Below are 21,992 nucleotides of genomic sequence, written 5' to 3'. Positions count from 1 at the left end.
CTCTCCTGCCCGCATTGTTGCTCCGCATTGACCGCCACGCAGCGCTCCTGTATCAAGCGGGTGCTGCGCCGCAGCATGAGGCGCTCCAGCCGCGTATGGTCGACGTTTCGTCGACGAGCTGTCGAGCGCCCCCTTTCCTTACGCCGACGGCCATTACGCGGGGCCGCTCTCTTTAGCCCTGGTCCGGCGCATTCACGCGCCGGTCGTTGCGGCTCGAATCAACAACTGAAAGCAACAACTGAAGTGACGACATTCTCCGATCTCGGCTTGAACGAGATCCTGCTGCGCGCGCTTTCGCGCGAAAACTACCACACGCCTACGCCGGTTCAGGCGCAGGCCATTCCCGCTCTCTTGCAAGGGCGCGACCTTCTCGGCGTTGCCCAGACGGGCACCGGCAAGACGGCGGCTTTCGCTTTGCCGATCTTGCACCGGCTGCTCGCCGATCGGCGCCGCGCTGCGCCCAATACGACGCGCGCGCTCATTCTCGCGCCGACGCGTGAACTCGCGACTCAGATCGCCGACAGTTTCCGCGCCTATGGACAGTTCTTTCGTCCAAGCGTCGGCGTCATCGTCGGCGGCGTGTCGCATCGTCCGCAAATCGACATGCTGGCGCGCGGCCTCGACGTGCTTGTGGCGACGCCCGGCCGGCTTCTCGACCATATCGGCAGCGGCAGGCTGAAACTTGCGGCGACCGAGGCGCTCGTGCTCGACGAAGCCGATCATATGCTCGATCTCGGATTCATCGTTCCGATCCGCCAGATCGTCGCGAAACTGCCGAAGCGCCGCCAGACGCTGCTGTTTTCGGCGACCATGCCTCGGGAAATCGCTGCGCTCGCCGACGATATGCTGCATGACCCAGTGAAAGTGTCAGTGACGCCGGCGGCGACCACCGCCGAGCGCGTCGCGCAGCACGTTTATCTCGTTGCGAGCAACGCCAAGCGGGACTTGCTGTTGGAATTGCTGGGCGACCGAGAAATCTCGCGCGCGATCGTGTTTACGCGCACCAAGCGCGGCGCCGATCGCGTCGCGCAGCACCTTGAAAGCGCTGGCGTCGGCGCCGACGCTATTCACGGCAATAAGAGCCAGAGTCAGCGTCTGCGCGCGCTGGACGCGTTCCGCAAGGGCCGCACGCGCGTGCTTGTCGCGACCGACATCGCCGCGCGCGGCATCGACGTCGACGGCGTTAGCCATGTCGTCAATTACGAATTGCCGGAAGTCGCCGAAGCCTATGTGCATCGCATCGGCCGCACCGCGCGCGCCGGCGCGGCCGGCAAGGCGATTTCGCTCTGCGATAATGGCGAGCGCCCGCTGCTGCGCGCCATCGAAAAGCTGACGCGCCAGACGCTTGAATGCACCGACCGGCGCAGCCCCGATGCGCGGCACGACGAGGGCGAACCGATACGCCGCGCGCCGGCTCCGCATCGCAACGGCGCGCAGCATCCGCGTCGCGATGGACAGCGTCCCACGGCCAAGCGGCCCGGCGCCCCAAACGGCCAGAGACGGCGCGCAAACGGCGGCGCCCGTCATAAGCAGGCGGGCCGCCCGCAGGCTTAGGTCTATAGTCATGGCGCTTCGAATCGAGACGCCATGATCTACGATCTTCTCATCGTCGGCGGCGGGATCAACGGCTGCGCCATCGCCCGCGACGCCGCCGGCCGCGGCCTGTCCGTCAGGCTTGTCGAGCAGGGCGACCTCGCGCAAGGCACGTCGTCAGCCTCGACGAAGCTCATCCATGGCGGGTTGCGCTATCTTGAGCTTTATGAATTTCGGCTCGTGCATGAAGCGCTCGCCGAGCGCGAACTACTGCTCGCCGCCGCGCCGCACATCATCTGGCCGTTAAAATTTGTGCTGCCTTATGAGAAGGGGCTGCGGCCAGTCTGGCTGCTGAGACTGGGGCTTTTTCTTTACGACCACCTTGCACGGCGCAAGCGTCTCGAAGGCTCGCATATGGTGACGCTTGCCGGCGACGCGCTCGGCGCGCCGCTTCGCGACATTTATCGCGTCGGCTTCACTTACGCCGATTGCTGGGTGGACGATTCACGCCTCGTCGTTTTGAACGCGCGCGACGCGGCCGAGCGCGGCGCGACGATCAACGTCGGCGCAAAGCTTATTCGTGCCGAGCGGCAGGGCGACCGTTGGCGCGCAACGCTCGAAGGCGGAGAGGCAATCGAGGCGCGGGTTCTCGTCAATGCCGCTGGTCCCTGGGTGTCGCAGGTGCTCGAAGATGCGCTGCGCATCCATTCGCGCAAACATGTGCGGCTGGTGAAGGGCTCGCATCTCGTTCTGCGCAAGCTCTTCGAAGGTCCGCAAGCCTACATCCTTCAAAATCCGGATGGCCGCATTGTCTTCGCGATTCCCTACGAACACGACTTTACGCTCGTCGGCACGACCGACGTCTCTTATGAGGGTCCGCCCGGCGCCGTGGCGATCAGCGACGCCGAGATGGACTATCTTCTCAATTCGCTGAATCATTTTTTGCGGAAACCAGCGACTTGCGCCGACATCGTATCGAGTTTCGCGGGGCTTCGGCCGCTCTACGATGACGGTTCGCTTAAAGCGTCGGTGGTAACGCGCGACTATGCTTTCGATCTCGATACGCCCGAAAATGGAGCGCCGTCGCTCTCCATCTTCGGCGGCAAGATCACGACGGCGCGCCGGCTCGCCGAACATGCGCTTGACCAGCTCGCCGCATTTCTTCCCGCGCGGGGAGAAGCCTGGACGGCTGGCGCAGTTTTTCCTGGCGGCGACATGCCGCAGGGTTTCGATCGCTTTCTCGATGATCTCAAACGCGACAAGCCGTTTCTTGGCGATGAACTGGCGCTGCGCCTCGCGCGCGCTTACGGGACGCGCCTGTTCGAGATTTTGAAGAATGCGCGGACGTTCGGTGATCTCGGTCGCGACTTTGGTTACGGCCTGACAGAGGCGGAGATCGCTTATCTGCGCGAAAAGGAATGGGCGCGCACGGCGGAAGACATTCTGTGGCGGCGGTCAAAGCTCGGGCTGCATATGAGCGCGCCGCAGCAGCAGGCGCTGCGAGAGTTCTTGGGCGCCTAACAGTTTGACGTTGTTGGACCCTTGCGATAGCTCCGCCTATTCACCAAGCGCTGCATGCGACTCATTCGCCGATGCGCCGCCTTCGATCACGGTCTTCGCCAAGCCCGGCGCGGCGACGGCGATGTTCTCGGCAAAGAAGCGGGCGAGCGCGGCATAGCGCGCCGCGTTCGCATCGGCCTCGCGCTGCGCGAGTTTCGCGCCTTTCACGAGCAGCGTCGCGCCGCGCGCCAACGCGAAAAGGCGCAAATAGGGCGTCGCGCCAGCAAGCGCGCCCGCGAGTTCGGCTTTCGGCAGAAATTCGCTCGCCTGCGCCAGCGCCTCCACGGATTCACGCAACGCTTCGTGCGAGAAGTCGGCGTCGCGCGCGATGGCGCGCATATCCTCGATCTCGCGTGCGAGCGCCGCGCCGTCGCCGCCGCGGATCTTGCGCGTGACGAGATCAATCGCCTGAATGCCGTTCGTGCCTTCATAGATCGCGCAGATGCGCGCGTCGCGCATGAGCTGCGCGACGCCGGTCTCCTCGATATAGCCCATGCCGCCGAAGACTTGGATGGCGAGCGATGTCGTCTCATTGGCGATATCGGTCGAGAAAGCCTTGGCGACGGGCGTCAGCAGACTGGCGCGCTCTTGCGCCGCCGCGGCGTATGCCGGATCGCCTTCGTGCCGCGCGCAATCGATGGCGGCGGCCGTCTCGTAGCAGATCGCCCGCGCCGCCGCAGTGAGACTGGCCATCGTCAGCAACATGCGCGCGACGTCGGGATGCTCGATGATCGCGCTCGTCTCCCTGGCGCCGGGCGCGCGTCCCTGTTTGCGCTCGCGGGCGTAGCCAAGCGCCATTTGCGTCGCGCGTTCGGCGAGCGCGACGCCTTGCAGGCCCACCGCCAGGCGGGCGTTGTTCATCATCGTGAACATGCAGGCGAGGCCCTTGTTCTCCTCGCCGATGAGAAAAGCGACGGCCCCGTTTTCATCGCCATAGATCATGGTGCAGGTCGGCGAACCGTGTATTCCAAGCTTATGCTCGATCCCGCCGCAGCGCAGGTCGTTGCGCCGCGTGAAGGCGCCGGTTTCGTCGGGCAAGTATTTCGGCGCCAGAAAGAGCGAGATGCCGCGCGTGCCTTCCGGCGCGCCCGAGAGGCGCGCAAGCACGAGATGCACGATGTTCGGCGCAAGATCATGCTCGCCATAGGTGATAAAGATCTTCTGTCCGAAAAGGCGATAGGAGCCGTCATCGGCGCGTTCGGCGCGCGTCCGCATCAAACCGAGGTCCGATCCGGCGCCGGGCTCCGTCAGATTCATCGTCGCGGTCCATTCGCCGCTGACGATCTTGCGCAGGTAGGTCTCCTTCAGCGCGTCGCTGGCATGCGCCTCCATCGCCTCGATCGCGCCATGGCCGAGCAACGGGCAAACGGCGAACGCCATGTTGGCGGCGTTCCAAATCTCGGTGCAGCCGGCGTTGAGCAGCGCGGGGAGGTCCAGACCGCCATATTCCTGTGCGGCGGCGATGGCGTTCCAGCCGCCTTCTTTCCATTGAGCGTAGGCCTCGCGCCAACCGGGAGCCGTCGTGACCGCGCCATTCGCATATGTGGCGCCCACGCGATCGCCGATCTTGTCGAGCGGCAGGAGAACTTCTTCTGCGAATTTGCCCGCTTCGGTCAGCGTCTGTCCGGCGACGCCGTCGGCAAGGTCGCCATAGATGCCGCCAGGCTCGATCGCGCCTTCGCCGGCCGCGAGGCGGATGGCGAAGAGAATGTCGTCGAGCGGCGCGCGGTAGGTCATCTGAATTTCCCTGATACGATTCGTCACATGGAATCTAGCGTGCCCGGAGCGCCGCGCGGCCATCTACCGCGTCGCGCCACGACGCTATGGCTTGTCGCGAAGCGAGCGGGCCGGTAAATTGCAGGACGTCCATTCGGCAAATCTGAGGGGCTAATGCCGCTTTTCGCCTATCGCTGCAATGATTGTGCGCATGAGTTCGAAACTCTGTCGCGTTTTGATGAAACGCCCGCATGCCCGTCTTGCGGCGGCGCCCATGTCGAGCGCCAGCTGTCGCTCATCGCCCGACCCGCCGCAGGCGGAGAGTCCGGTGAGACCTGCGCCGCCATGACGGGTGGCGCGCCCTGTCCGAGTTGCCCGGCATTAGCGGGTCAAATGTGAGGTCGGCGGCGACGCTTCTGGGAGCGCGCCGCATCGTCGTTCCAGCCAACGGAATCGAATTCGAGATTTTCGAAGCGGGCGCGGGCGATCGGCTCGCGCTCCTTCTGCATGGCTTTCCTGAGCACGCCGTCATGTGGCGTCATCTTGTCGGCCCGCTCGTGGCCGTGGGACATCGCGTCTGGGCAGTCAATCAGCGGGGCTATGGCGCGACGACGCGCCCGTTAGAAAAAGACGCCTATTCACTGGAGGCGCTGACGAGGGATGTTGCTGGACTGATCGATGCGGCGAATCCCACCTCGGTCTCGCTCATCGGCCATGACTGGGGCGGTTTCATCGCCTGGGTCGTCGCCATTCGCAAATTGCGCCGTATCGACGCTCTGGTTGCTCTCAATATTCCGCACCCTCTGTGCTTCCGGCGCGCGCTCGAAGAACAATGGCGACAGAAGTTCAAGTCCGCCTATGCGGCCTTCTTTCAGCTGCCTTGGCTCCCTGATCGGCTGTTGTCGGCGCGCCGCGGCGCGCTCGCTGAGCGGCTGATGCAATTTGCCGCGGGCCGAGAAGGAGTCTTCTCGAAAGAGGAGATGGACATCTATCGCGCCAATGTGTCGGCGCCTGGCGCGGCGACAGCGATGCTCAATTGGTATCGCGCCGCAGGGAGCGACATTCTTGAGGCGGAAGACCTCGACTTGCCAGTAGATGCGCCCACGCTTGTCGTTTGGGGGCTGAATGATGTGGCGCTCGGCGAATCCTGTCTCGATGGCATAGATCGCTACGTTCGCAATCTTCGAATCGAAAAACTGCCGGGCGTGTCGCATTGGACGCCGGAAGACGCGCCCGAAAGGGTTAACGCGCTGATTTTGGCCTTCTTGCAAAATATTTGACGTTCGTTGCGAAAAAGGGACGCCCGAGCGCCCCGAAAGGTTGACTTGACGCGCTGTCGTGGGAATCTCTTCCATGGTCCCGGACGGCGCGTCCGGCGGTCGCTGTTTTGCGCCTATGGCTCAGCGGCCGGCTTTTGGCCAAGAGAAGGAGATGATCCATTCGCCGTCCAATGAAGAGCGTCGCAGCCCCGCAGAAGGAAGGGCCGCGTATCAATCGGGAAATTCGCGCGCGAGAAGTGCAGCTAATCGATTCCGAGGGGAAAAATCACGGCGTCGTCCAATTGCCGGAGGCGCTGACCATGGCCGAAACGACTGGGCTAGACCTCGTCGAGATCGCGCCCAATTCCACTCCTCCCGTCTGCAAAATCCTTGATTACGGGCGTTTTCGCTTCGCCGAGCAGAAGAAAGCCGCCGAGGCGCGCAAGAAGCAAAAGGTTGTCGAAGTTAAGGAAATTAAGCTTCGGCCGGGCATCGATGACCACGATTACGATGTGAAAATGAAGGCTGTGCGCCGCTTCTTCGAAGAAGGCGACAAGGTTAAGGTCACCCTTCGCTTTCGCGGCCGCGAAATTGCGCATCAGGACATTGGCTACCGGCTTCTGTCGCGCGTGAAGGCGGAGACCGCCACGCTGGCGAAGGTCGAACTCGAACCGTCCATGGAAGGACGGCAGATGGTGATGGTGCTCGCGCCTCGATAGCGCGCGCCTCGCCGCAAGGGCAGGGGCAAGGCTGCGGCCGAGGGGTGGCGATCGCCATGTTTGGATTTTGGTTTCGAACTCCGGCCGCGCGCCGCGTCCGCGTTTTTGGGGCCGCGGCGCTGATCGCTGCGGGCGTCGCCTCGGCCAGAGCTCAGCTTGTGCTTCCCGGAGCAGTGGCCCCGACGCCCGAGGGAACTGTCGCAAGCCCCTCAAAGAAAAAGGGCGTTGGCAGCGAGATGGGCGCGGCCGCGGGGCCGGCGATCATGCCGAAGGCTCCGACGGAAGACGCCATCGTCGGGAAGATTCTCAAAGAGGATGGCGAGGGAAGCGCCATAGAATTCTCCCGAGCGGGGGCGGACCTGCAGGTCGCGAAACTCACGCTCGTCGGGGATGATTTGCGGCGCTCCGGAGAATCCTGCCGTGTCGAAGTCGCCGGGATGCCATTGAAGCTGACGGCACGCGAGAGCGATACCGGACTGCGCCGCTATCAGGTCGCGTTTCCCGCCTGTCCCTTCACATTCAGCGTGCTCGACGGCGCGATCCTCGTCACCAATGAGGGGAAGGCCTGTGAACTGAAGGAAGCGGGCTGCCGCGCAGATCCCGAAGGTCTTTGGGGGATGGGCGCGGACGAAATCGACCCCAAGAAGGGCGAAGAGATGCTTGGCGCCCGCGCGCGCGTCGAAACGACCGTCCGCAACAATTTTCGCGCGCTCTATGATCGCAATAAAAAAGAAAAGGCGATACGCAATTTCCTCGTCAAGGAGCAGGCGGGCTTCTCCTCTTGGCGTGAGGAAGTGTGCCGGTCCTATGCGCGCGAGCCGGATTTCGGCTATTGCGCCTTGAGATTGACGGAGGCGCGCGCCATCGCGCTCGGCGCGCAGCTCGCGTCGGGCGTCAAGCTGCCGCAGGCTGTCGTCGAGGAAGTCGCTGCGGAGAACGCCAAGAAGGACGAGAAGAAGTAGCTGAGGCGGCCTAGCCGCCCCTGCGCATCAGCATGCCGCGCGCGGGATCATAGGCGAGGATGGCGGCGACGAGGAACGCGCTCGTATAGGCGAATACGATTGCGAGCGAGGTCCATGCAACCTTCTCATAAAAAGCGAAGCGGATCAGTTCGACCGCATGGGTGAACGGATTGACTTCGCATACATAATAGAGCCATGGGCTCGACTCTTTCACGCGCCACAGCGGATAGAGCGCGGAGGACGCGAAGAACATTGGGAAGATGACGAAGTTCATCACGCCCGCAAAATTTTCGAGCTGTTTGATCAGCGACGACAGCAGCATGCCGAGTGCGCCGAGCATCAATCCGCTGAGCGCGAGCGCCGGCAGCACCGTGACATAGCCCCATTTCGACGGCGGCTCGATCTCCCAGAAATAGGCGATCAGCAGGAAGGCGTAGACCTGCAAAATCGAGACGGCGACGCCCGCCAAAAGTTTGGAGCCGAGAAGAAACCAGCGCGGAAAGGGCGAGACGAGCAGCGTGCGCATATTGCCCATCTCGCGGTCGTAAACCATTGAGAGCGAGGATTGCATGCCATTGAAGAGCTGGATCATCGCCATGAGGCCCGGTGCGATATAGACCTCATAGAGCACGTAGGTCTCGTAAGGCGGGATGATCGACACGCCGAGCACCTGCCGGAAGCCCGCCGCGAAGATGAAGAGCCAAACGAGCGGCCGCACCAGCGCGGAGACGAAGCGTTCGCGCTGATGCAGAAAGCGTAAGCCCTCGCGCCAGACGACTCCCGAGAGACAGATCAGATATTGGCGAAGGGTGAAGCCACTGGGCGCAGCGATTTCGCTCATGCCGAAAGCTTCTCCTGAGCCGCGCCGGTGATATGCGTGAAGGCGTCGCCGATGTTCGCCGCGGCTTGCTCTACGATGATCGCTTGCGCTCGGTCTGTCGCGAGCACTCTGCCCTGATGCAAAATGACCACCTGATCGTCGTCGGCGATCTCGTCGATGAGATGTGTTGCCCACAAAACGCCAAGTCGCTTTTCCTGCACCAGCTCGCGTACAAGCGCGAGAAGATCGGCGCGCGCCTTGATGTCGAGCCCGACAGTCGCCTCGTCGAGAAGCAGCAGCCGCGGTTCGTGTAGAAGCGCGCGCGCGATTTCGACGCGGCGCATCTGTCCGCCCGACAGCGCGCGCGCCTTGTCCTTCGCGCGGTCGGCGAGTCCCGCCCGCGCTAGCGCCGCGTGTGCAAGGCGGCGCGCTTCGATCGGTCCAATGCCATGCAGGGCGGCGTGATAGACGAGGTTCTGCATCACGCTTAATTCGAGATCGAGCGTGCGCGCCTGAAAAACGACGCCGAGCCGGCGCAGTGCGGCGCCGGGCTCGCGCATGATGTTATGACCGAAGATCTCGATCTCGCCGTGGCGCGCCGCGTAGAGCCGGGTGATGAGCGAGAACAGCGTGCTCTTGCCGGCGCCGTTCAATCCCAGAAGCACGGTGAAGCTGCCGGGAGGAACGGAAAAGCTGACGTCGTCGAGGGCCTTTCGCGGGCCGTACGAGTGGCTGACCTCTTTGATCGTGAGCGCAGGGGTCACTGGAGCGTTTCCGTCATTGCGAGCGAAGCGAAGCAATCCAGAATTAGGCACGCTGCCCTGGATTGCTTCGTCGCTGACGCGCCTCGCAATGACGTGTTTGTCATTGTGGCGCCACGACGACGCCCCATGGAAAGGCACCAACTGGAATCGACTTCAGCACTTTGAGCGACGCGACGTCGATCACCGATACGTCGTTGGAGACGCCGTTGGCGGTGAGCAGATATTTTTCGTCGGGCGTGAAGGCGAGGTGCCAGACGCGCTGACCGACGAGCAAATATTTTTCGATCTTTTTCGTCTCGGCGTCGATCACCGCAACACGATTGGCCGGTCCAAGCGCCACGAAGGCGCGTTTTCCGTCGCGCGTGAAAGAAATCCCGATCGGTTGGATCGCTTCCTTCGACATCGCCGGAATGTCGAAGCTGATCTTCTGCTTCAATTCACGTTTCACAGGATCGATGACGGCGACCGTTCCACCAACTTCTGACGAAACCCAAAGCTCCGAACCATCCTGTTTGAATTCGGCGAAACGCGGCCGCCCATCAACGAGAATATTCGCGACGATTTCTTTCGACTGCGTGTCGATCAAATGCGCCATATTGGTCGTCTCAGAAGTATTGACGAGCAGTTTGCCGTTGGGACTGACCGCCATGCCCTCGGGTTCAACGCCGACTGGAATGTCGCCGATCATCTCCTTCTTCTTCACGTCAATGAGCGTGACGAGATTATCGTTTTCGTTCGAAACATAGATGATATTGCCGTCTGGACTGAGCGCCAGAAGCTCGGGATCAGGGCCTGACGGCAGCTTGCCCGTAATTTTCAGCGTCTTAGTGTCGAGCAGCTGGATGGCGTCGTCGTCGCCTGCGCAAATGTAGAGTTCGGACCCGTCCTTATTGAGCGCGATGCCGCGCGGTCGGCGGCCAACTTTCACAGTCGCCGTCGCTTCAAGCTTGTCGGTGTCGAGGACGGTGATGGAATTGCCCTTTTCATTGCTGACGTAAGCCTTGTAGGCGCCGGCGGGCGTGACGAGAAGCGTAGAGCAAAGGAAGGCGGATATAGTCATGCTGATCGCGTAACGCGTGTCATGCCCGCGCTTGTCGCGGGCATCCACGCCGTTGGGACTCTCGCATGGATGACCGCGACAAGCCCGGCCATGACGCCGGAAACGAGAATGAATCGGAAGAGCCTTGTTCATTTCAATCTGCATTTCGTCTCCGGCTGGTCGACTCCGAGCGTGTCGAGTTCACTCGTTTGATGGAGGAAGCCTTCCTGCGGCGAAACCGAGACGACCATCCGTCCATCGGAAAGAAGTATCGGTTGGCGCAATTGCTGATTCCATGGCCGCAACGTGAGCCGCACGCCTTTGAAGGCGGCGATGGAGAAGTCCTTGCCGAGCATATAGAGGCGCAGCTTCTCGACGTCGTTCGATGCAGTGCGCGTCGCAGCTTCGCCGATCATGCGCATCGCAAGCCACGCCGCATTGTCGCGCGCATTCATCAAACGTCTGAAGGTCTGGATGAAGCGGTTCTGCAACTGAAGCGCGCCCCATTGTTCATGCGCGGGGCCCCAGTTCGTCGGCATTAGGCCAGCCGAACCGGCGACCGGGCGCGGATCCCAGGTGCGATAGGGAAGGTAGCCGCCGAATACCTCGCTTTCGTCGGCGGCGATGAGCACGTCATAGGCTGGCGCATTCTGCGTCAGCAGCGGCATCTGCCGCTGCGTTTGAACGGAGCCAGAGTCGCTGCGCCGCCCGCCGCCAGTGTCTTCATAGACGCGTTCTTCGACGATCTTCGCGCCGAATTTTTTGGCGCTGTTGCGGAAGGCTTGGGCCAGGAGCTCGTCTTTCGGATGCGATCCCTTGATCATGAGCCAGCGTCGCCACTGCTTCCACACAAGATATTGCGCTAAACCGTCCGCCAGCATCGATCGCGTCGGCGCGACATGGATGACATTTGTGCGGCAATCCTCTTCGCGAAGTCGGTCATCCGCGGCGGAGACGTTGAAGAGCAGGGCGCCCTTCGATTTGGCGCGATTAGAAGCCGCGAGCAGGCGTTCAGGCGAGAGGTCGGCGATGATGAAAAGCGCCCCCTTCTCGATCAGCGAGTCGAACGCCGCGACCACGTCATCGCCCTCGTCAAGCTTGGCGTCGATCGCCTCAAATGTCTGGTTGGTGAATTTTCCCGTGGTGTTGTTGTCGGCCACGCCGAGCAGCGCGCCGGCGAGCGTATCGTCAGCGGCGGGAATATCGAGAATGGAAAGGGTCTCCCGCGAATGCGCTTCACGCAGAACGCCGACCTTGACGTTCACCGTTTCAGCCGCAACCGGTACGGCTACGAGCAGCAAACAGAAGGCGGCGACCAAGCTTTTCATGTCGCCTAAATGGCCGCTTTGGCGCGCGGGATCAAGTTTCTCAGAACTCGCGCGCGCCCTGGTCGAGTCACCTTGTCACGCGGAGCAGCGCCTTACCCTTCTTGGATCCGAGCTCCTTGGCGTCAAGCGTCCCGTCATTGTCAGGGTCCGCCTCCTTGAACATCCCGGAGACCATAGTGAGAAACTCGTCCTTGGATAGCGTTCCGTCACTGTCAGGATCGGCTTCTTTGAATTCTTTCTTCGAAACGCGTCCCTTCATTTCTTTAACGTCAACCGTCCCATCCGAGTCCTTCTCGAGACGCGTAAAAAGATCAGTGGCGGATTTATTGATTTCATTGAGATCGACCGTGCCGTCATTATCGGTGTCAAGCGCAGCGACGGGACCCGTCGCCTTCGCGAGCGCGCCCGTCGCCGGCAGCGCCATGGCGCCGGCAAGCGCCAGCGCGCCGAGCAGCAATGCTTTCTTCATTTGCGACTCCTTTTGAATCAGGCCATCGCAAGCAATATAGCGCGGACGCCGCGAACCCGGCTAGCGCCGTTAACGTCGCTGGAAGAAGAGCGGCGCTGGCGTGCAGTCGAACTACTGCGTCGTAGGCGAAACGCCGGAAGGCTTCCGGCGCAAGGGAAGGCTCGCGATGAGCACGGCAAGAATTCCGGTAACGAATATGCCGTCGAACGTCCCTGCGCCGCCAAAGGATGCGACGGGCGTCCCGATCTCTTGTATTCTGCCGAGATTGAGCAAGTCCGCGCCGATCAGGGTGCCGAGACTGCCGCTGACATAGGCAATCGGCGCGGCGAAATCGCGCGACAACAATATCGCCAGAACCGCCGATAAGATCGGCGGCGCCAGAATGGGCACGCTGATGCCGACGCCGGGAACAATCCGCGAGAACAAGTGGACGACAACGGCGACGATCGCCGTCGCCAAGGTTGCGACGATCCAAATGCGGTTGCGGGCAAGCAGATAAATCGAAAGCAGAATCGGAATGACGGCGCCGCCAACGTTCACGGCCAGTATCATTCCCGGCCAATCGACGATCATCGGGACCACATAACGCCTTCCGAAGAAATCGATCATTTCCTGAGGAACGACGCGTTCGTTGGCGAAGTGTGCCACGGGAATGTTTATGTAGCTTCCAAGTAGCGAAGCGAGCAGCACGAGCGTCGCAGATCTGGAGCTCAGACCGATGCGGCTATAGGCATAGTGCAGCGCGCCAAGCTGTATCAGCACGAATAGCGCGACAAGCGCGCCAAAGAAGACCGCATAAATTAGCGGCGGCAGGGGAAGATAATGAAGCTGGTGGGAATACACGCGCCGCCTCCATGAATGCATAGCCAAGCGCTGCAGCCGCATATAGGGGACTCGCGATCGAGTTGCAGGCGCGTCGGCGGCGAGTGGTCAGCGGGAAGAAATGAGAAGGGACGCCAATGGCTTGACCCTTTGGAGCAGGAGATTGCCGCTGCAGCGGCGGCCGAAAGGCGTTCGCTAGTCAGATGAAATATTCTTCACATATCTTCAAATTCATCGCAGGCGCTCACAACTCCGTCGTGCCCAAGCTTTTAAGAGCACGACTGCTCGGCGAGCAGGGCACTGCGTCTTTGGCGTAGCCCCTTAAGTACATCCGCTAAGTTTATGGAGGACGTTGGTGATCGAGCAACTATCGAACTTTCCCGATAATGTCGTGGCGATTCGCTGTAAGGGTCGTGTGACGAAGGCGGATTACGATTCTGTCCTCGTTCCTGCGGTTGAGAGCGCGCTCAAGAAACACGACAAGGTCAGGATCTATTACGAGATCACGCCCGACTTCTCGGGAATTGATCCCGGCGCGATGTTTGAGGATTTCAAGGTCGGAATGGGACATCTCACGCGTTGGGAGCGAATCGCGCTCATCACCGACGTTGAGTGGATCAAGCACACGATGCAGCTATTCAGCTTCATTACGCCCGGCGAGATGAAGGTGTTTTCGACGTCGCAAGCCGATGAGGCGCGCGCCTGGATTACAGCTTAGCGACCAGCGGCGCCGCGCAGGGGCAGCGACGCGGTGAGCCGCGCGCCGCCTTGCGCATTATTGCCGAGGGTGAGCGCGCCGCCGAGCGCGCCTACTCGTTCGCTCATACCACGCAAACCGAGACCGCCGCTCGATGACGAAGGACGCGTCGCGTCGAGACCGGACCCATTATCCTCCACGACGATATGCAATGCGCCATTGGCGTGCGTGACGGTCACTTCGACCAGATCGGCGCCAGAATGCCGAAGCGCATTGGCGAGTCCCTCCTGCACGATGCGATAGGCGGTGAGCGCGGTTTCCTCGTCTAGAGCGCGCTGCGAAAAAGTGGAATCCGGTTTTTCGCGTAAAGCGCGCTCTAAGCTTTTGGAATCGATCACGTTATCTGTATTTGGGCGACTACGCCCAAATACAGCGTGATCTAGGTCGCCGGAAGCGCCATCAAGCGAAAGCACGATGGCGACATTGGGATTGGCCTCGCGCCAACCTTGCGCGAGCGCCTGCAAGGCGTCATCAAGTCCCATCTCCTCGAGGGCGGCTGGACGCAGCCGCCCGAGAATGCGTCGGTTGACCTGCTGCAGAGCGGCGATCTGCGCGTCGATACGGGCGCAGTCTTCGGCGAGACGCGAAGGGTCGGCCCCCGGAGCGGTCGCGTGACGCGCCAATGCGCCGACGCCCGCGCGCACGGCGAACAGGAAAGGGCCGATCTCATCATGCAGATCGCGCGCGATGTCTTTGCGCTCTTCGTCTTGCACATGGATCATGCGCCGCACGAGCCGGCGATTTTCGTCATCGAGTCTTTGCAGCGTTGCGGCGAGCGCGTTGATGCGTTCGGCGATGATCACGAATTCAGGCGAGCCGTCGGCGGGAACGCGCATCGAATGTTCGCCGCGCTCCAGACGTTGCAGCCCTTCCGCGAGTGTCGCGATGGGGCGCAGCGTCCGCGACACGGCGAGCGAAACGAGGCCAAAAGCGGCGACCGCGATTCCGGCGCCGCCGATCGCGAGCCAGACGATCTCCTGCCAAATCTCGGCGATTTCATCCGCAGGATTGGGAGCGATCAGGATCGCGCCACGGCCGGTTTCGATCCGTATCACGGCGGCGTTCGGCAGCACAAGCCGAGTGAACCACTGCGGCGTGCGGTCGACATCCTCCTTCGAGGGAGCTTCGTCTCCCGCGAGAGTGACGCGGACATGGCGCAGCCGCCTCGCATCCGCTAAAAGTCTCGCGATCTCCGCTTGCGGGTCCGCGGCGGAGTCCAATCGGGGCAGTGTCGCTTCGACGAGATCGCGCGCCAGGCGCGTTGCGCCGTCGGCCTCGGCGCGAACCCGCGCGCCGGCGTGCAAGACGAGCAGGCCGACGCCGAGCGCCAATCCCAGCGCGAGCACGGCGCCGAGCAGCAGCGATAGGCGAAGACGCAGGGAAAGCCTTCGAAACATAGGCCAATTCTCTAGAGAAGTCGCCGACTTTACGAAAGGCCTCAATGCCGTCAATGTCTTGCCGCCGCTTCGGCAACTCTCGATCGTGGAGCCACGTCAAATATGCGCGTTCTTATCGTTGACGACCATCCGATCATCGTCTCCGGCTGCGCGGCGATGCTCGCCGGCGAGGACGATATCGACGTCGTCGACGCGCGCGATGCGGAGACGGGTCTTGCCGTCTTCATAGCGCAGAAGCCAGACGTGACGGTCGTCGACATCGGCCTACCGGGCGTTTCCGGTTTCGAGTTGACGCGGCGCATTCTGGAAGCAGATCCGCAAGCGCGCATCGTGATCTTCAGCATGAACGATGATCCGATCTTCGCGGCGCGCGCAATTCAGATGGGCGCCAAGGGCTATGTGACGAAGAACGACGATCCCTATCTCTTGTTGACGGCGGTGCGCGAAGTCGCTTCCGGCGGCGTGTTTCTGATGCCCAAAATCGCCAATCGGCTCGCCTTCGAGAAAAGCGGCGCGGCCGCAAGTCCGCTCTCTGCGTTGACTGTGCGCGAATTGGAGATTTTGCGAATGCTCGGACGCGGGCTCGGAATGGCGGAGATCGCCGACGCGACTCAAGTTTCGTACAAGACGATCGCCAACAGTTGCTCGATCATGAAACGAAAGCTCGGCGCCCGCACGCCCATGGAGCTGATGCGCATCGCGTTGGAAAATAGACTGACGTGAGGGAAGCGCATTCACCCTCCCCTTCAAGGGGAGGGTGGCATTCCGCGCCTACTTTCCTGGTGCGTCCGGATAGGGGTCCGGCGGGGAATAATTCGCCGGAACAGGGCCGGTCAGCGCGCCGAGAAAAGCGACAATATCGGCAGCGTCCTGATCCGACAGCTCCGTTCCGAGCTGCGTCTTGCCCATGATCTTCACTGCCTTGGTCAGATCGTCGACTGACCCGTCGTGAAAATAGGGAGCAGTGCGCGCCACATTGCGCAGGCTTGCGACTTTGAAGACATAAAGGTCGGCGTCATTCTTGGTGACGTCCGCCCGACCCTTGTCGGGATTAGCGACTCCGGTTTCCTTCCAGTAATCGTTCACGACGCCGAATTTCTGAAAGGAATTGCCGCCGACGCTCGGCCCATTGTGGCAAGAGGCGCAGCCGAGATCGATGAACTTGCGTAAGCCCGCCTGCTCTTGTTTCGTGAGCGCCGATTCGTCGCCGGCAAGGAAGGCATCGAATTTTGACGGCGTCAGCAGCGTGCGCTCGAAGGCGCCGACCGCGAGGCCCCAATTCTTGGAATTGATTGGGTCCTTGTCGCCGGGAAAGGCCTTTGTAAATGCGTCAGCGTAGGCGGGAATCGCCTTCAATTTGCTCATTGCCGTCGCCTGATCGGGATTGCCGAAACTTGCAGGGCCTAACAGCGATTTTTCCGCCTGGTCTTCAAGCGACTCGCGGTCGCCGCGCCAATGCTGCTTGAAATTCAGCGCGGCGTTGAAGATCGAGGGCGCGTTGCGCGGATTCTCCTTGCCGAACACGCCGATCGCCTTCGGCAGGCCGTCGCTCGCCTGTTTCTCCGGCAGATGGCAATGAGCGCAATTGACGTTGCCGTCCATCGACACGCGATTTTCAAAGAAGAGCCGGCGCCCAAGTTCGACGCGTGCGGCGGCCACCGGATTGCCGACGGTGGAAGGAGCGACGATCGGCTGAAAATTCCGTTTCGCGTCCTCAAGAAGGGTTTTCGCGTTCGGACTTTCGGCTCCGGCCGTCGCAGCGACGAACAGGGCGAAGCCAAGGGCGACGAAGAAAGAAGATAAGCGCAATTTGGCCTCCTGTTCCTGATCGCCGATCAAAAAAATCGAGCCGGCAAATCGAAAAGCGCAATCCGCTTAAAGCAGCGCTCTTCTTGCCGGCCCGATTTGAAAATTCGTTGGCGCCTTCGAAGGAAGGCCGCGCCGAAATTAGATCTCGGCGGACTCGTAGCTGGTGATTTCCATGCCGACGCAGACTTCGACAATCACGGGAGTCGTCCAGGCCATTGTTTTCCTCCGTTTAGGACTCTTTTCGGCTGTGCCTGCTTATGTGGGCGTTGCGCCTGCAGGTTTAAGCTCGGCGCAGCATTTAGCATGATCGCAGCGGCTTCGCAAATGCGATGCGGCGCACAATGCATCTGTTCCACGACGCCCGTCAAAGTCGCCGCGGCAGGCGCTGATGCAAATGACGCAGCCGAACGTCTCGACAGTCGCCGTGACGGCTGCTAGGCATAAGCAAAACACGGGAGGAGCCGCCCCGGCTTGGCGAGTAGGCGCTAAAAAACAAATGGATAGCGCTCAGTTCGCCGACACGCTTTAACCTTGGCCGGGGCAGGCCGCAAATCGGGGTAGGAATGGAGACAGCGACGCTCGACGGCAAGGCGATCGCGCTTGACGACGCCTATCGACACGCCGCCAAAATTCTCAGCGGCGCAGCCTTTCCGCTTGTCGCCGGCCTTGGCGCCGACGTCGCCGGAGCGCGCGCCGCCATTCTTCTGGCAGAGCAACTGAGGGGCGCCTTCGATCATCTGGCGTCGCGCGAAACGCTCGCCGATATCGACGTCAAGCGTTCCTTCGGCATGTTCACGACGACGGCGAATGAGGCGCGCCTGCGCGGCGACTGCGTCGTGCTGATTGGCCCCGGGCTGACGCGCGCCTGGCCGGGAATGTTGGAACGGCTTGCGCTTTCGCAGCCGCCGCGCCGCGGCGCGCAGGCGGAGCAGCCGCGTAAGGTGATTTGGCTTGGGCCGGAAGGAGACGAGGCGAGCGCCGTCCCTGGCGCAAAGGTCATCCCGGCCTCCGCGCAGGAGCTTTCGGGCGTTCTAGCGGCGTGGCGCGCCCGATTCGGTGGACGGCCTGTGGCGCTCGACGCTGATAAGGTCAGCCTCATCGACGGCCTCGTTGAGACGCTAAAGAATGCGCGTTTTGGCGTGTTCGCGTGGTCGGCGTCGACGCTCGATCCGCTGGCGATCGAGATGCTGCAGGGTCTGGTGATCGAGCTCAACGCCACGACGCGCTTCACCGGCGTTCATATCGGCGGCCGCAGCGGCGCTTCGGGCGTCACTCAAACAGCCGGTTGGATGACGGGCTTTCCGCCGCGCACGGGCTTTGGCCGCGGCTATCCGGAGCATGATCCGTGGCGTTTCGAAGCCTTGCGGCTCGTCGAGAGCGGCGAGGCCGACGCGGCGCTGTGGATCTCCGCTTTTGACGGCGAGAAACCCGCTTGGTCCCACGCCGATATTCCGCTCATTACGCTTGCGCCGGCGAACGCTGCGCCGTCTCGCGGGCTGTTCATCGAGGTGGGTCAGCCCGGCGTCACCCATGACGCGGTGCTGATGAGTCAAGAAACCGGCGGCATGACGCTGCGTAAAGCAAGCGCGCCGACCGACGCGCCAAGCGTCGCGCAGGCGATCAGCGCCATCATGGCGGAAGTTTCGGAGGGCGCATGGCGCTGACAGTTTTGCGCGGCGGCCATATCGTCGATCCGGCGACCGGGCAGGACGCCATCGGCGACGTCTGGTTCGAGGACGGCCGCGTCGTCGAGCGACCCGACGGCCGCAGCGCCGACAAGGAGATCGACGTCTCCGGTCACATCGTCATGGCCGGCGCGATCGACATTCATTCGCACATCGCGGGCGGTAATGTGAACACGGCGCGATTGCTGTTGCCGGAGCTGCATCGCGCGATTCGCGCGCGGCTCGCCGGCACGCCGCTTTCGACCGCCAAATGGTCGAGCTACGAGACCGGCCGCCTCTATGCGCAGATGGGCTTTACCACCGTCGTCGAGCCGGCGATGGCGCCGCATCACGCCTTGCAGACCCATCTCGAATTCAACGACGTGCCAATCATCGACAAGGGCGCGCTCACCGTGCTCGGCAACGACGACTTTCTACTCGGCATGTTGCGCGACGGCGAGAAGGACGGCGCGATCAATGATTATGTCGCGCAGACGGTCGAGAACACCCGTTCGCTCGGCTTGAAGTGCATTAATCCCGGCGGCGTCGAGGCCTTCAAGGAGAATATGCGCGCCTTTGGGCTTGACGACGTCGTGCCCTTCTATGGGCTGACGTCGCGCCAGATTTTCCAGGCGCTGCAGAAGGCGACTCAAGCAGTGGGGATCGCTCACCCGCTGCATCTGCACATGAATAATCTCGGTCTTGCCGGCAATATCGACACGGCGCTCGCAACGATCGACGCCGCGCAGGGCCTGCCGCTCCATCTCGCCCATGTGCAGTTCTATGCCTATGGCAAGGAGGGCAAGAACGGCTTCTCGTCGGCCGGCGCGATCTTCGCCGAGAAGATCAACGCCAATCCGAATGTCAGCGTCGATGTCGGACAAGTGATGTTCTCCGACACGGTGACGATCTCGTCCGACGTTCTGAAACAGTTCAACAGCTTGCCCGGCGCGATCCCGAAGAAGGGCGCGATCTTCGACGGCGACGCCAATGGCGGCGGCATCGTTCCCTACGCCTATAAGATTTCGAATTATTACAACGCCGTTCAATGGGCGGCGGGGCTGGAGCTGTTCCTGCTCATTGAAAATCCCGAACAGGTGTTCTTCACCACCGACCATCCGAATGGCGGTCCGTTCACGACCTATCCGGAACTTTTCGCGCTGCTGATGAGCGCCGACCTTCGTGCGCAACATCTTTCGCGCCTGCCGGCGGACGTGCTGGAGCACACCACGCTGCCGTCGATTTCACGCGAATACACGCTTTATGAAATCGCGCAGATGAGCCGTTCCGGCGCAGCGAAACTCTTCGGCTTTGAAGATCGCGGCCGGCTTGGCGCGGGCGCCGTTGCCGACATCGCCGTATATAAGCCGGGACGCGACGTCGCCGGCATGTTCCGCCGCGCGTCTTATGTGTTCAAGGACGGCAATCTCGTCGTGCGCGATGGCGAAGTCTCGCATTATACGCGTGGCAAGACGCTGCACATTCGTCCGCGCTACGATCGCGAGATCACCAAGCGCCTCGATACCTATTACGACGATCTTTACGGCCTGCCGCGAAGCATTTTCGACGTGCCCGACGCCGCGCTGCCGCACAAGGACGCCTTTGCGGAGGTTCCATGCCGGATATAGTTCGCAATGGCGTGAGAATAGACGACAATTTCGCCGAAGCCTTCCCGATGAGCGGGACAGGCATTCTGATCACCGCGCCAAACGCCAAATGGGCGCGCCAGGCGGCGCTGACGATGACGGGCTTCGCGACGTCGGTCATCGGCTGCGGCTGTGAGGCCGGCATTGATCGCGAAGTGCCGCCGGAAGAAACGCCGGACGGGCGACCGGGCGTGCGGGCGCTGCTCTTCGCCATGTCGTCGAAGGACGCCGAGAAGCAGCTCGTCAATCGACTCGGCCAATGCGTGCTGACCTGCCCGGGCTCGGCAGTCTATTCGACGGTCGCCGGCGAATTCGAGATCAAGGTCGGCGACGCAGTGCGCCAATTCGGCGACAAATGGCAGATGTCCAAGGTCGTCGACAGCCGGCGCTACTGGCGTGTGCCGGTGATGGACGGAGAGTTCTTTTGCGAGGGCAAGGTCGGTCTGACGAAGAAGTCCGTGGGCGGCGGCAATCTTTTGATCATGGGCGCGGATTGGGACAAGACCATGCGCGCGACCGAGGCCGCCGTAGCGGCGATCGACGGCGTCGCCGACGCCATTGCGCCGTTTCCCGGCGGCATTGTGCGCTCGGGCTCCAAGGTTGGTTCGCAATACAAGGGCATGAGCGCTTCGACCAATGACGCTTATTGTCCGACGCTGCGTGGCGTCACGAAGAGCGCGCTCGATGAGGATATCGGCTGCGTGCTCGAAATCGTCATCGACGGGCTGACCGATAACGCCGTGCGCGAGGCGATGCGCGCCGGACTTCACGCCATCATCGAGATGGGGCCGGAGCAGGGCGCCAAGCGCGTCGGGGCCGGCAATTACGGCGGCAAGCTCGGGCCGTTCCATTATCATTTGAAGGATCTGCTGCCGTGAAGCCCTTTACCTTCACGCTTCGTCAGGAGCCGCCGCAGCGCGTCGATCTTTCGCCGCTGACGCCCGATCGTCTCGCCGGCAAGTCGATCGCGCAAATCGAAGAGATCGAGATTGGCGTCACGCGCATTTCGACGAAGGTCGGGGACATTTTCAAGATTTCCGAAGGCGATCTGAAGAGCCTTCGCTATGAGGGCGGCTCGTCGCGCTTCGATCTTCTTGGCGCGAAACTTCTGCCCGGTTTCGAAATCCATGTCGAAGGCGACGTCGGTGCACAGTGCGGCCGTCTCGCCAAGGGCGGGAAGATCGCCATCGCCGGGAATGCCGGTCCGCATGTGGCTTCCGGCAACCTTGGCGCGGATATCGAGATCAAGGGCGACGCCGGCGATTTCCTCGTCGGTCCGCTCGCCGGCGAACTCGCCGGGATGGCCGGAGGGCGCGTCATCGTGCGCGGCAACGCCGGCGCCCGCGCGGGCGACCGGCTGCGTCGCGGCATTGTCGTCATCGAAGGCGACGCCGGCGAAGATCTCGGGGCGCGCGTTATCGCCGGCACGATCTTCGTTTTGGGCGAGGCTAAGGGGCGAATCGGCTATTTAAACAAGCGCGGCTCTATCGTGCTCGCCCGCGCCGGCTGCTTCGGTTCGACCTATGTCGATTGCGGCCCGCAGGAGCTTACTTTCACGCGATTTCTGGCGCGCAGCCTGAGAGATCATAGCGCCTCGGCCGCCGATCTCCTCTCGCGAAAGCTCCGCCGCTACGGGGGCGACACGGCCGTTTATGGCAAAGGCGAGATATTGACCCCCGACTGACCGGCCTTACCCTTGCTAGGAAGCGAACGCCTGCCAAGCGGGCG

Annotated in this window: 21 protein-coding genes; 12 read left to right on the top strand and 9 right to left on the bottom strand. The window is 62.1% G+C overall.

Features of this window, described 5'->3' with window-relative positions; genetic code table 11:
* Positions 1 to 243: 243 nt before the first annotated feature.
* Together FEV16_RS05325 and FEV16_RS05320 are read left to right on the top strand one after the other, a co-directional pair.
* Positions 244 to 1,554 (top strand): DEAD/DEAH box helicase, encoded by a 1,311-nt coding sequence (locus FEV16_RS05325; protein WP_246657186.1) that lies wholly within the window; start codon positions 244 to 246, stop codon positions 1,552 to 1,554.
* Between the two features lie 33 nt (positions 1,555 to 1,587).
* Positions 1,588 to 3,054, top strand: a complete 1,467-nt coding sequence (locus FEV16_RS05320; RefSeq protein ID WP_138166606.1) for a glycerol-3-phosphate dehydrogenase — start codon at positions 1,588 to 1,590, stop codon at positions 3,052 to 3,054.
* Between the two features lie 36 nt (positions 3,055 to 3,090).
* Here FEV16_RS05320 and FEV16_RS05315 read toward each other — a convergent pair whose 3' ends face one another.
* Entirely contained in the window at positions 3,091 to 4,830 is a 1,740-nt protein-coding gene (locus FEV16_RS05315; RefSeq protein WP_138166605.1) for an acyl-CoA dehydrogenase family protein, read from the bottom strand.
* 153 nt (positions 4,831 to 4,983) lie between these two features.
* Between FEV16_RS05315 and FEV16_RS05310 the strand changes: the two genes are divergently transcribed.
* The 4 genes from FEV16_RS05310 (at position 4,984) to FEV16_RS05295 (ending at position 7,749) form a co-directional block, all read left to right on the top strand.
* A complete protein-coding gene (locus FEV16_RS05310; protein WP_171015137.1) occupies positions 4,984 to 5,208 on the top strand; it encodes a zinc ribbon domain-containing protein in 225 nt (74 codons plus the stop codon).
* Entirely contained in the window at positions 5,205 to 6,089 is an 885-nt protein-coding gene (locus FEV16_RS05305; protein ID WP_138166603.1) for an alpha/beta hydrolase, read from the top strand. The genes FEV16_RS05310 and FEV16_RS05305 overlap by 4 nt, the downstream gene beginning before the upstream one ends.
* Before the next feature lie 170 nt (positions 6,090 to 6,259).
* On the top strand, positions 6,260 to 6,787 hold the full coding sequence (gene infC, locus FEV16_RS05300; RefSeq protein ID WP_138166602.1) for a translation initiation factor IF-3: 528 nt from the start codon (positions 6,260 to 6,262) through the stop codon (positions 6,785 to 6,787).
* 56 nt (positions 6,788 to 6,843) lie between these two features.
* Entirely contained in the window at positions 6,844 to 7,749 is a 906-nt protein-coding gene (locus FEV16_RS05295; protein WP_138166601.1) for a hypothetical protein, read from the top strand.
* Between the two features lie 10 nt (positions 7,750 to 7,759).
* On the opposite strand, the gene FEV16_RS05290 is transcribed toward FEV16_RS05295, so the two are convergent.
* From FEV16_RS05290 to FEV16_RS05260, 6 genes are all read right to left on the bottom strand, one after another.
* The gene (locus FEV16_RS05290) at positions 7,760 to 8,590 is read right to left on the bottom strand and encodes an ABC transporter permease (RefSeq protein ID WP_138166600.1); all 831 of its coding nucleotides are present in this window, start codon (positions 8,588 to 8,590) and stop codon (positions 7,760 to 7,762) included.
* Positions 8,587 to 9,333, bottom strand: a complete 747-nt coding sequence (locus FEV16_RS05285) for an ATP-binding cassette domain-containing protein (protein ID WP_138166599.1) — start codon at positions 9,331 to 9,333, stop codon at positions 8,587 to 8,589. The genes FEV16_RS05290 and FEV16_RS05285 overlap by 4 nt, the downstream gene beginning before the upstream one ends.
* Positions 9,334 to 9,433: 100 nt before the next feature.
* Positions 9,434 to 10,393 (bottom strand): YVTN family beta-propeller repeat protein, encoded by a 960-nt coding sequence (locus FEV16_RS05275; RefSeq protein WP_138166598.1) that lies wholly within the window; start codon positions 10,391 to 10,393, stop codon positions 9,434 to 9,436.
* Positions 10,394 to 10,521: 128 nt separating this feature from the next.
* Positions 10,522 to 11,700 (bottom strand): ABC transporter substrate-binding protein, encoded by a 1,179-nt coding sequence (locus FEV16_RS05270; protein ID WP_138166597.1) that lies wholly within the window; start codon positions 11,698 to 11,700, stop codon positions 10,522 to 10,524.
* 67 nt (positions 11,701 to 11,767) lie between these two features.
* Positions 11,768 to 12,169 (bottom strand): EF-hand domain-containing protein, encoded by a 402-nt coding sequence (locus FEV16_RS05265; protein ID WP_138166596.1) that lies wholly within the window; start codon positions 12,167 to 12,169, stop codon positions 11,768 to 11,770.
* Positions 12,170 to 12,280: 111 nt separating this feature from the next.
* Positions 12,281 to 13,012, bottom strand: a complete 732-nt coding sequence (locus tag FEV16_RS05260) for a DUF1614 domain-containing protein (RefSeq protein ID WP_246657185.1) — start codon at positions 13,010 to 13,012, stop codon at positions 12,281 to 12,283.
* A gap of 334 nt (positions 13,013 to 13,346) precedes the next feature.
* Here FEV16_RS05260 and FEV16_RS05255 point away from each other — a divergent pair, with 334 nt between their 5' ends.
* On the top strand, positions 13,347 to 13,709 hold the full coding sequence (locus tag FEV16_RS05255; protein ID WP_138166595.1) for an STAS/SEC14 domain-containing protein: 363 nt from the start codon (positions 13,347 to 13,349) through the stop codon (positions 13,707 to 13,709).
* Here FEV16_RS05255 and FEV16_RS05250 read toward each other — a convergent pair.
* A complete protein-coding gene (locus tag FEV16_RS05250; RefSeq protein ID WP_138166594.1) occupies positions 13,706 to 15,145 on the bottom strand; it encodes a histidine kinase in 1,440 nt (479 codons plus the stop codon). The two genes, FEV16_RS05255 and FEV16_RS05250, sit on opposite strands and share 4 nt — an antisense overlap.
* Before the next feature lie 102 nt (positions 15,146 to 15,247).
* On the opposite strand from FEV16_RS05250, the gene FEV16_RS05245 reads away from it, so the two are divergent.
* Positions 15,248 to 15,868 carry a response regulator transcription factor gene (locus FEV16_RS05245; RefSeq protein ID WP_138166593.1) on the top strand — a complete coding sequence of 207 codons (621 nt, stop codon included), beginning with the start codon at positions 15,248 to 15,250 and terminating at the stop codon, positions 15,866 to 15,868.
* A gap of 48 nt (positions 15,869 to 15,916) precedes the next feature.
* On the opposite strand, the gene FEV16_RS05240 is transcribed toward FEV16_RS05245, so the two are convergent.
* The gene (locus FEV16_RS05240) at positions 15,917 to 16,954 is read right to left on the bottom strand and encodes a cytochrome c peroxidase (RefSeq protein ID WP_138166592.1); all 1,038 of its coding nucleotides are present in this window, start codon (positions 16,952 to 16,954) and stop codon (positions 15,917 to 15,919) included.
* Between the two features lie 563 nt (positions 16,955 to 17,517).
* Between FEV16_RS05240 and FEV16_RS05230 the strand changes: the two genes are divergently transcribed.
* Genes FEV16_RS05230 through FEV16_RS05215 form a run of 4 tightly spaced genes read left to right on the top strand, consistent with a single transcriptional unit; the run spans position 17,518 to position 21,948 of the window.
* A complete protein-coding gene (locus FEV16_RS05230) occupies positions 17,518 to 18,618 on the top strand; it encodes a formylmethanofuran dehydrogenase (protein ID WP_138166591.1) in 1,101 nt (366 codons plus the stop codon).
* Complete coding sequence (locus FEV16_RS05225) at positions 18,609 to 20,246, top strand: formylmethanofuran dehydrogenase subunit A (RefSeq protein WP_138166590.1); 1,638 nt, start codon at positions 18,609 to 18,611, stop codon at positions 20,244 to 20,246. Before FEV16_RS05230 ends, FEV16_RS05225 begins: the two co-directional genes overlap by 10 nt.
* Positions 20,234 to 21,142, top strand: a complete 909-nt coding sequence (fhcD, locus tag FEV16_RS05220; protein WP_138166589.1) for a formylmethanofuran--tetrahydromethanopterin N-formyltransferase — start codon at positions 20,234 to 20,236, stop codon at positions 21,140 to 21,142. Before FEV16_RS05225 ends, fhcD begins: the two co-directional genes overlap by 13 nt.
* Entirely contained in the window at positions 21,139 to 21,948 is an 810-nt protein-coding gene (locus tag FEV16_RS05215) for a formylmethanofuran dehydrogenase subunit C (protein WP_138166588.1), read from the top strand. The genes fhcD and FEV16_RS05215 overlap by 4 nt, the downstream gene beginning before the upstream one ends.
* The last annotated feature ends 44 nt before the right edge of the window (positions 21,949 to 21,992 follow it).

Origin of the sequence: Methylocystis sp. B8, from assembly GCF_005771425.1 — a bacterium.
GTDB lineage: Bacteria > Pseudomonadota > Alphaproteobacteria > Rhizobiales > Beijerinckiaceae > Methylocystis.
This window is presented reverse-complemented; position numbering and strand designations above follow the sequence as displayed.

Excerpts from the sequence above, each read along its gene's own strand:
- FEV16_RS05275 (WP_138166598.1), bottom strand. The coding sequence starts at position 10,393 with ATGACTATATCCGCCTTCCTTTGCTCTACGCTTCTCGTCACGCCCGCC.
- fhcD (WP_138166589.1), top strand. The coding sequence starts at position 20,234 with ATGCCGGATATAGTTCGCAATGGCGTGAGAATAGACGACAATTTCGCC.
- FEV16_RS05265 (WP_138166596.1), bottom strand. The coding sequence starts at position 12,169 with ATGAAGAAAGCATTGCTGCTCGGCGCGCTGGCGCTTGCCGGCGCCATG.
- infC (WP_138166602.1), top strand. The coding sequence starts at position 6,260 with ATGAAGAGCGTCGCAGCCCCGCAGAAGGAAGGGCCGCGTATCAATCGG.
- FEV16_RS05230 (WP_138166591.1), top strand. The coding sequence starts at position 17,518 with ATGGAGACAGCGACGCTCGACGGCAAGGCGATCGCGCTTGACGACGCC.
- FEV16_RS05310 (WP_171015137.1), top strand. The coding sequence starts at position 4,984 with ATGCCGCTTTTCGCCTATCGCTGCAATGATTGTGCGCATGAGTTCGAA.
- FEV16_RS05315 (WP_138166605.1), bottom strand. The coding sequence starts at position 4,830 with ATGACCTACCGCGCGCCGCTCGACGACATTCTCTTCGCCATCCGCCTC.
- FEV16_RS05245 (WP_138166593.1), top strand. The coding sequence starts at position 15,248 with ATGCGCGTTCTTATCGTTGACGACCATCCGATCATCGTCTCCGGCTGC.
- FEV16_RS05320 (WP_138166606.1), top strand. The coding sequence starts at position 1,588 with ATGATCTACGATCTTCTCATCGTCGGCGGCGGGATCAACGGCTGCGCC.
- FEV16_RS05270 (WP_138166597.1), bottom strand. The coding sequence starts at position 11,700 with ATGAAAAGCTTGGTCGCCGCCTTCTGTTTGCTGCTCGTAGCCGTACCG.
- FEV16_RS05225 (WP_138166590.1), top strand. The coding sequence starts at position 18,609 with ATGGCGCTGACAGTTTTGCGCGGCGGCCATATCGTCGATCCGGCGACC.
- FEV16_RS05295 (WP_138166601.1), top strand. The coding sequence starts at position 6,844 with ATGTTTGGATTTTGGTTTCGAACTCCGGCCGCGCGCCGCGTCCGCGTT.
- FEV16_RS05250 (WP_138166594.1), bottom strand. The coding sequence starts at position 15,145 with ATGTTTCGAAGGCTTTCCCTGCGTCTTCGCCTATCGCTGCTGCTCGGC.
- FEV16_RS05290 (WP_138166600.1), bottom strand. The coding sequence starts at position 8,590 with ATGAGCGAAATCGCTGCGCCCAGTGGCTTCACCCTTCGCCAATATCTG.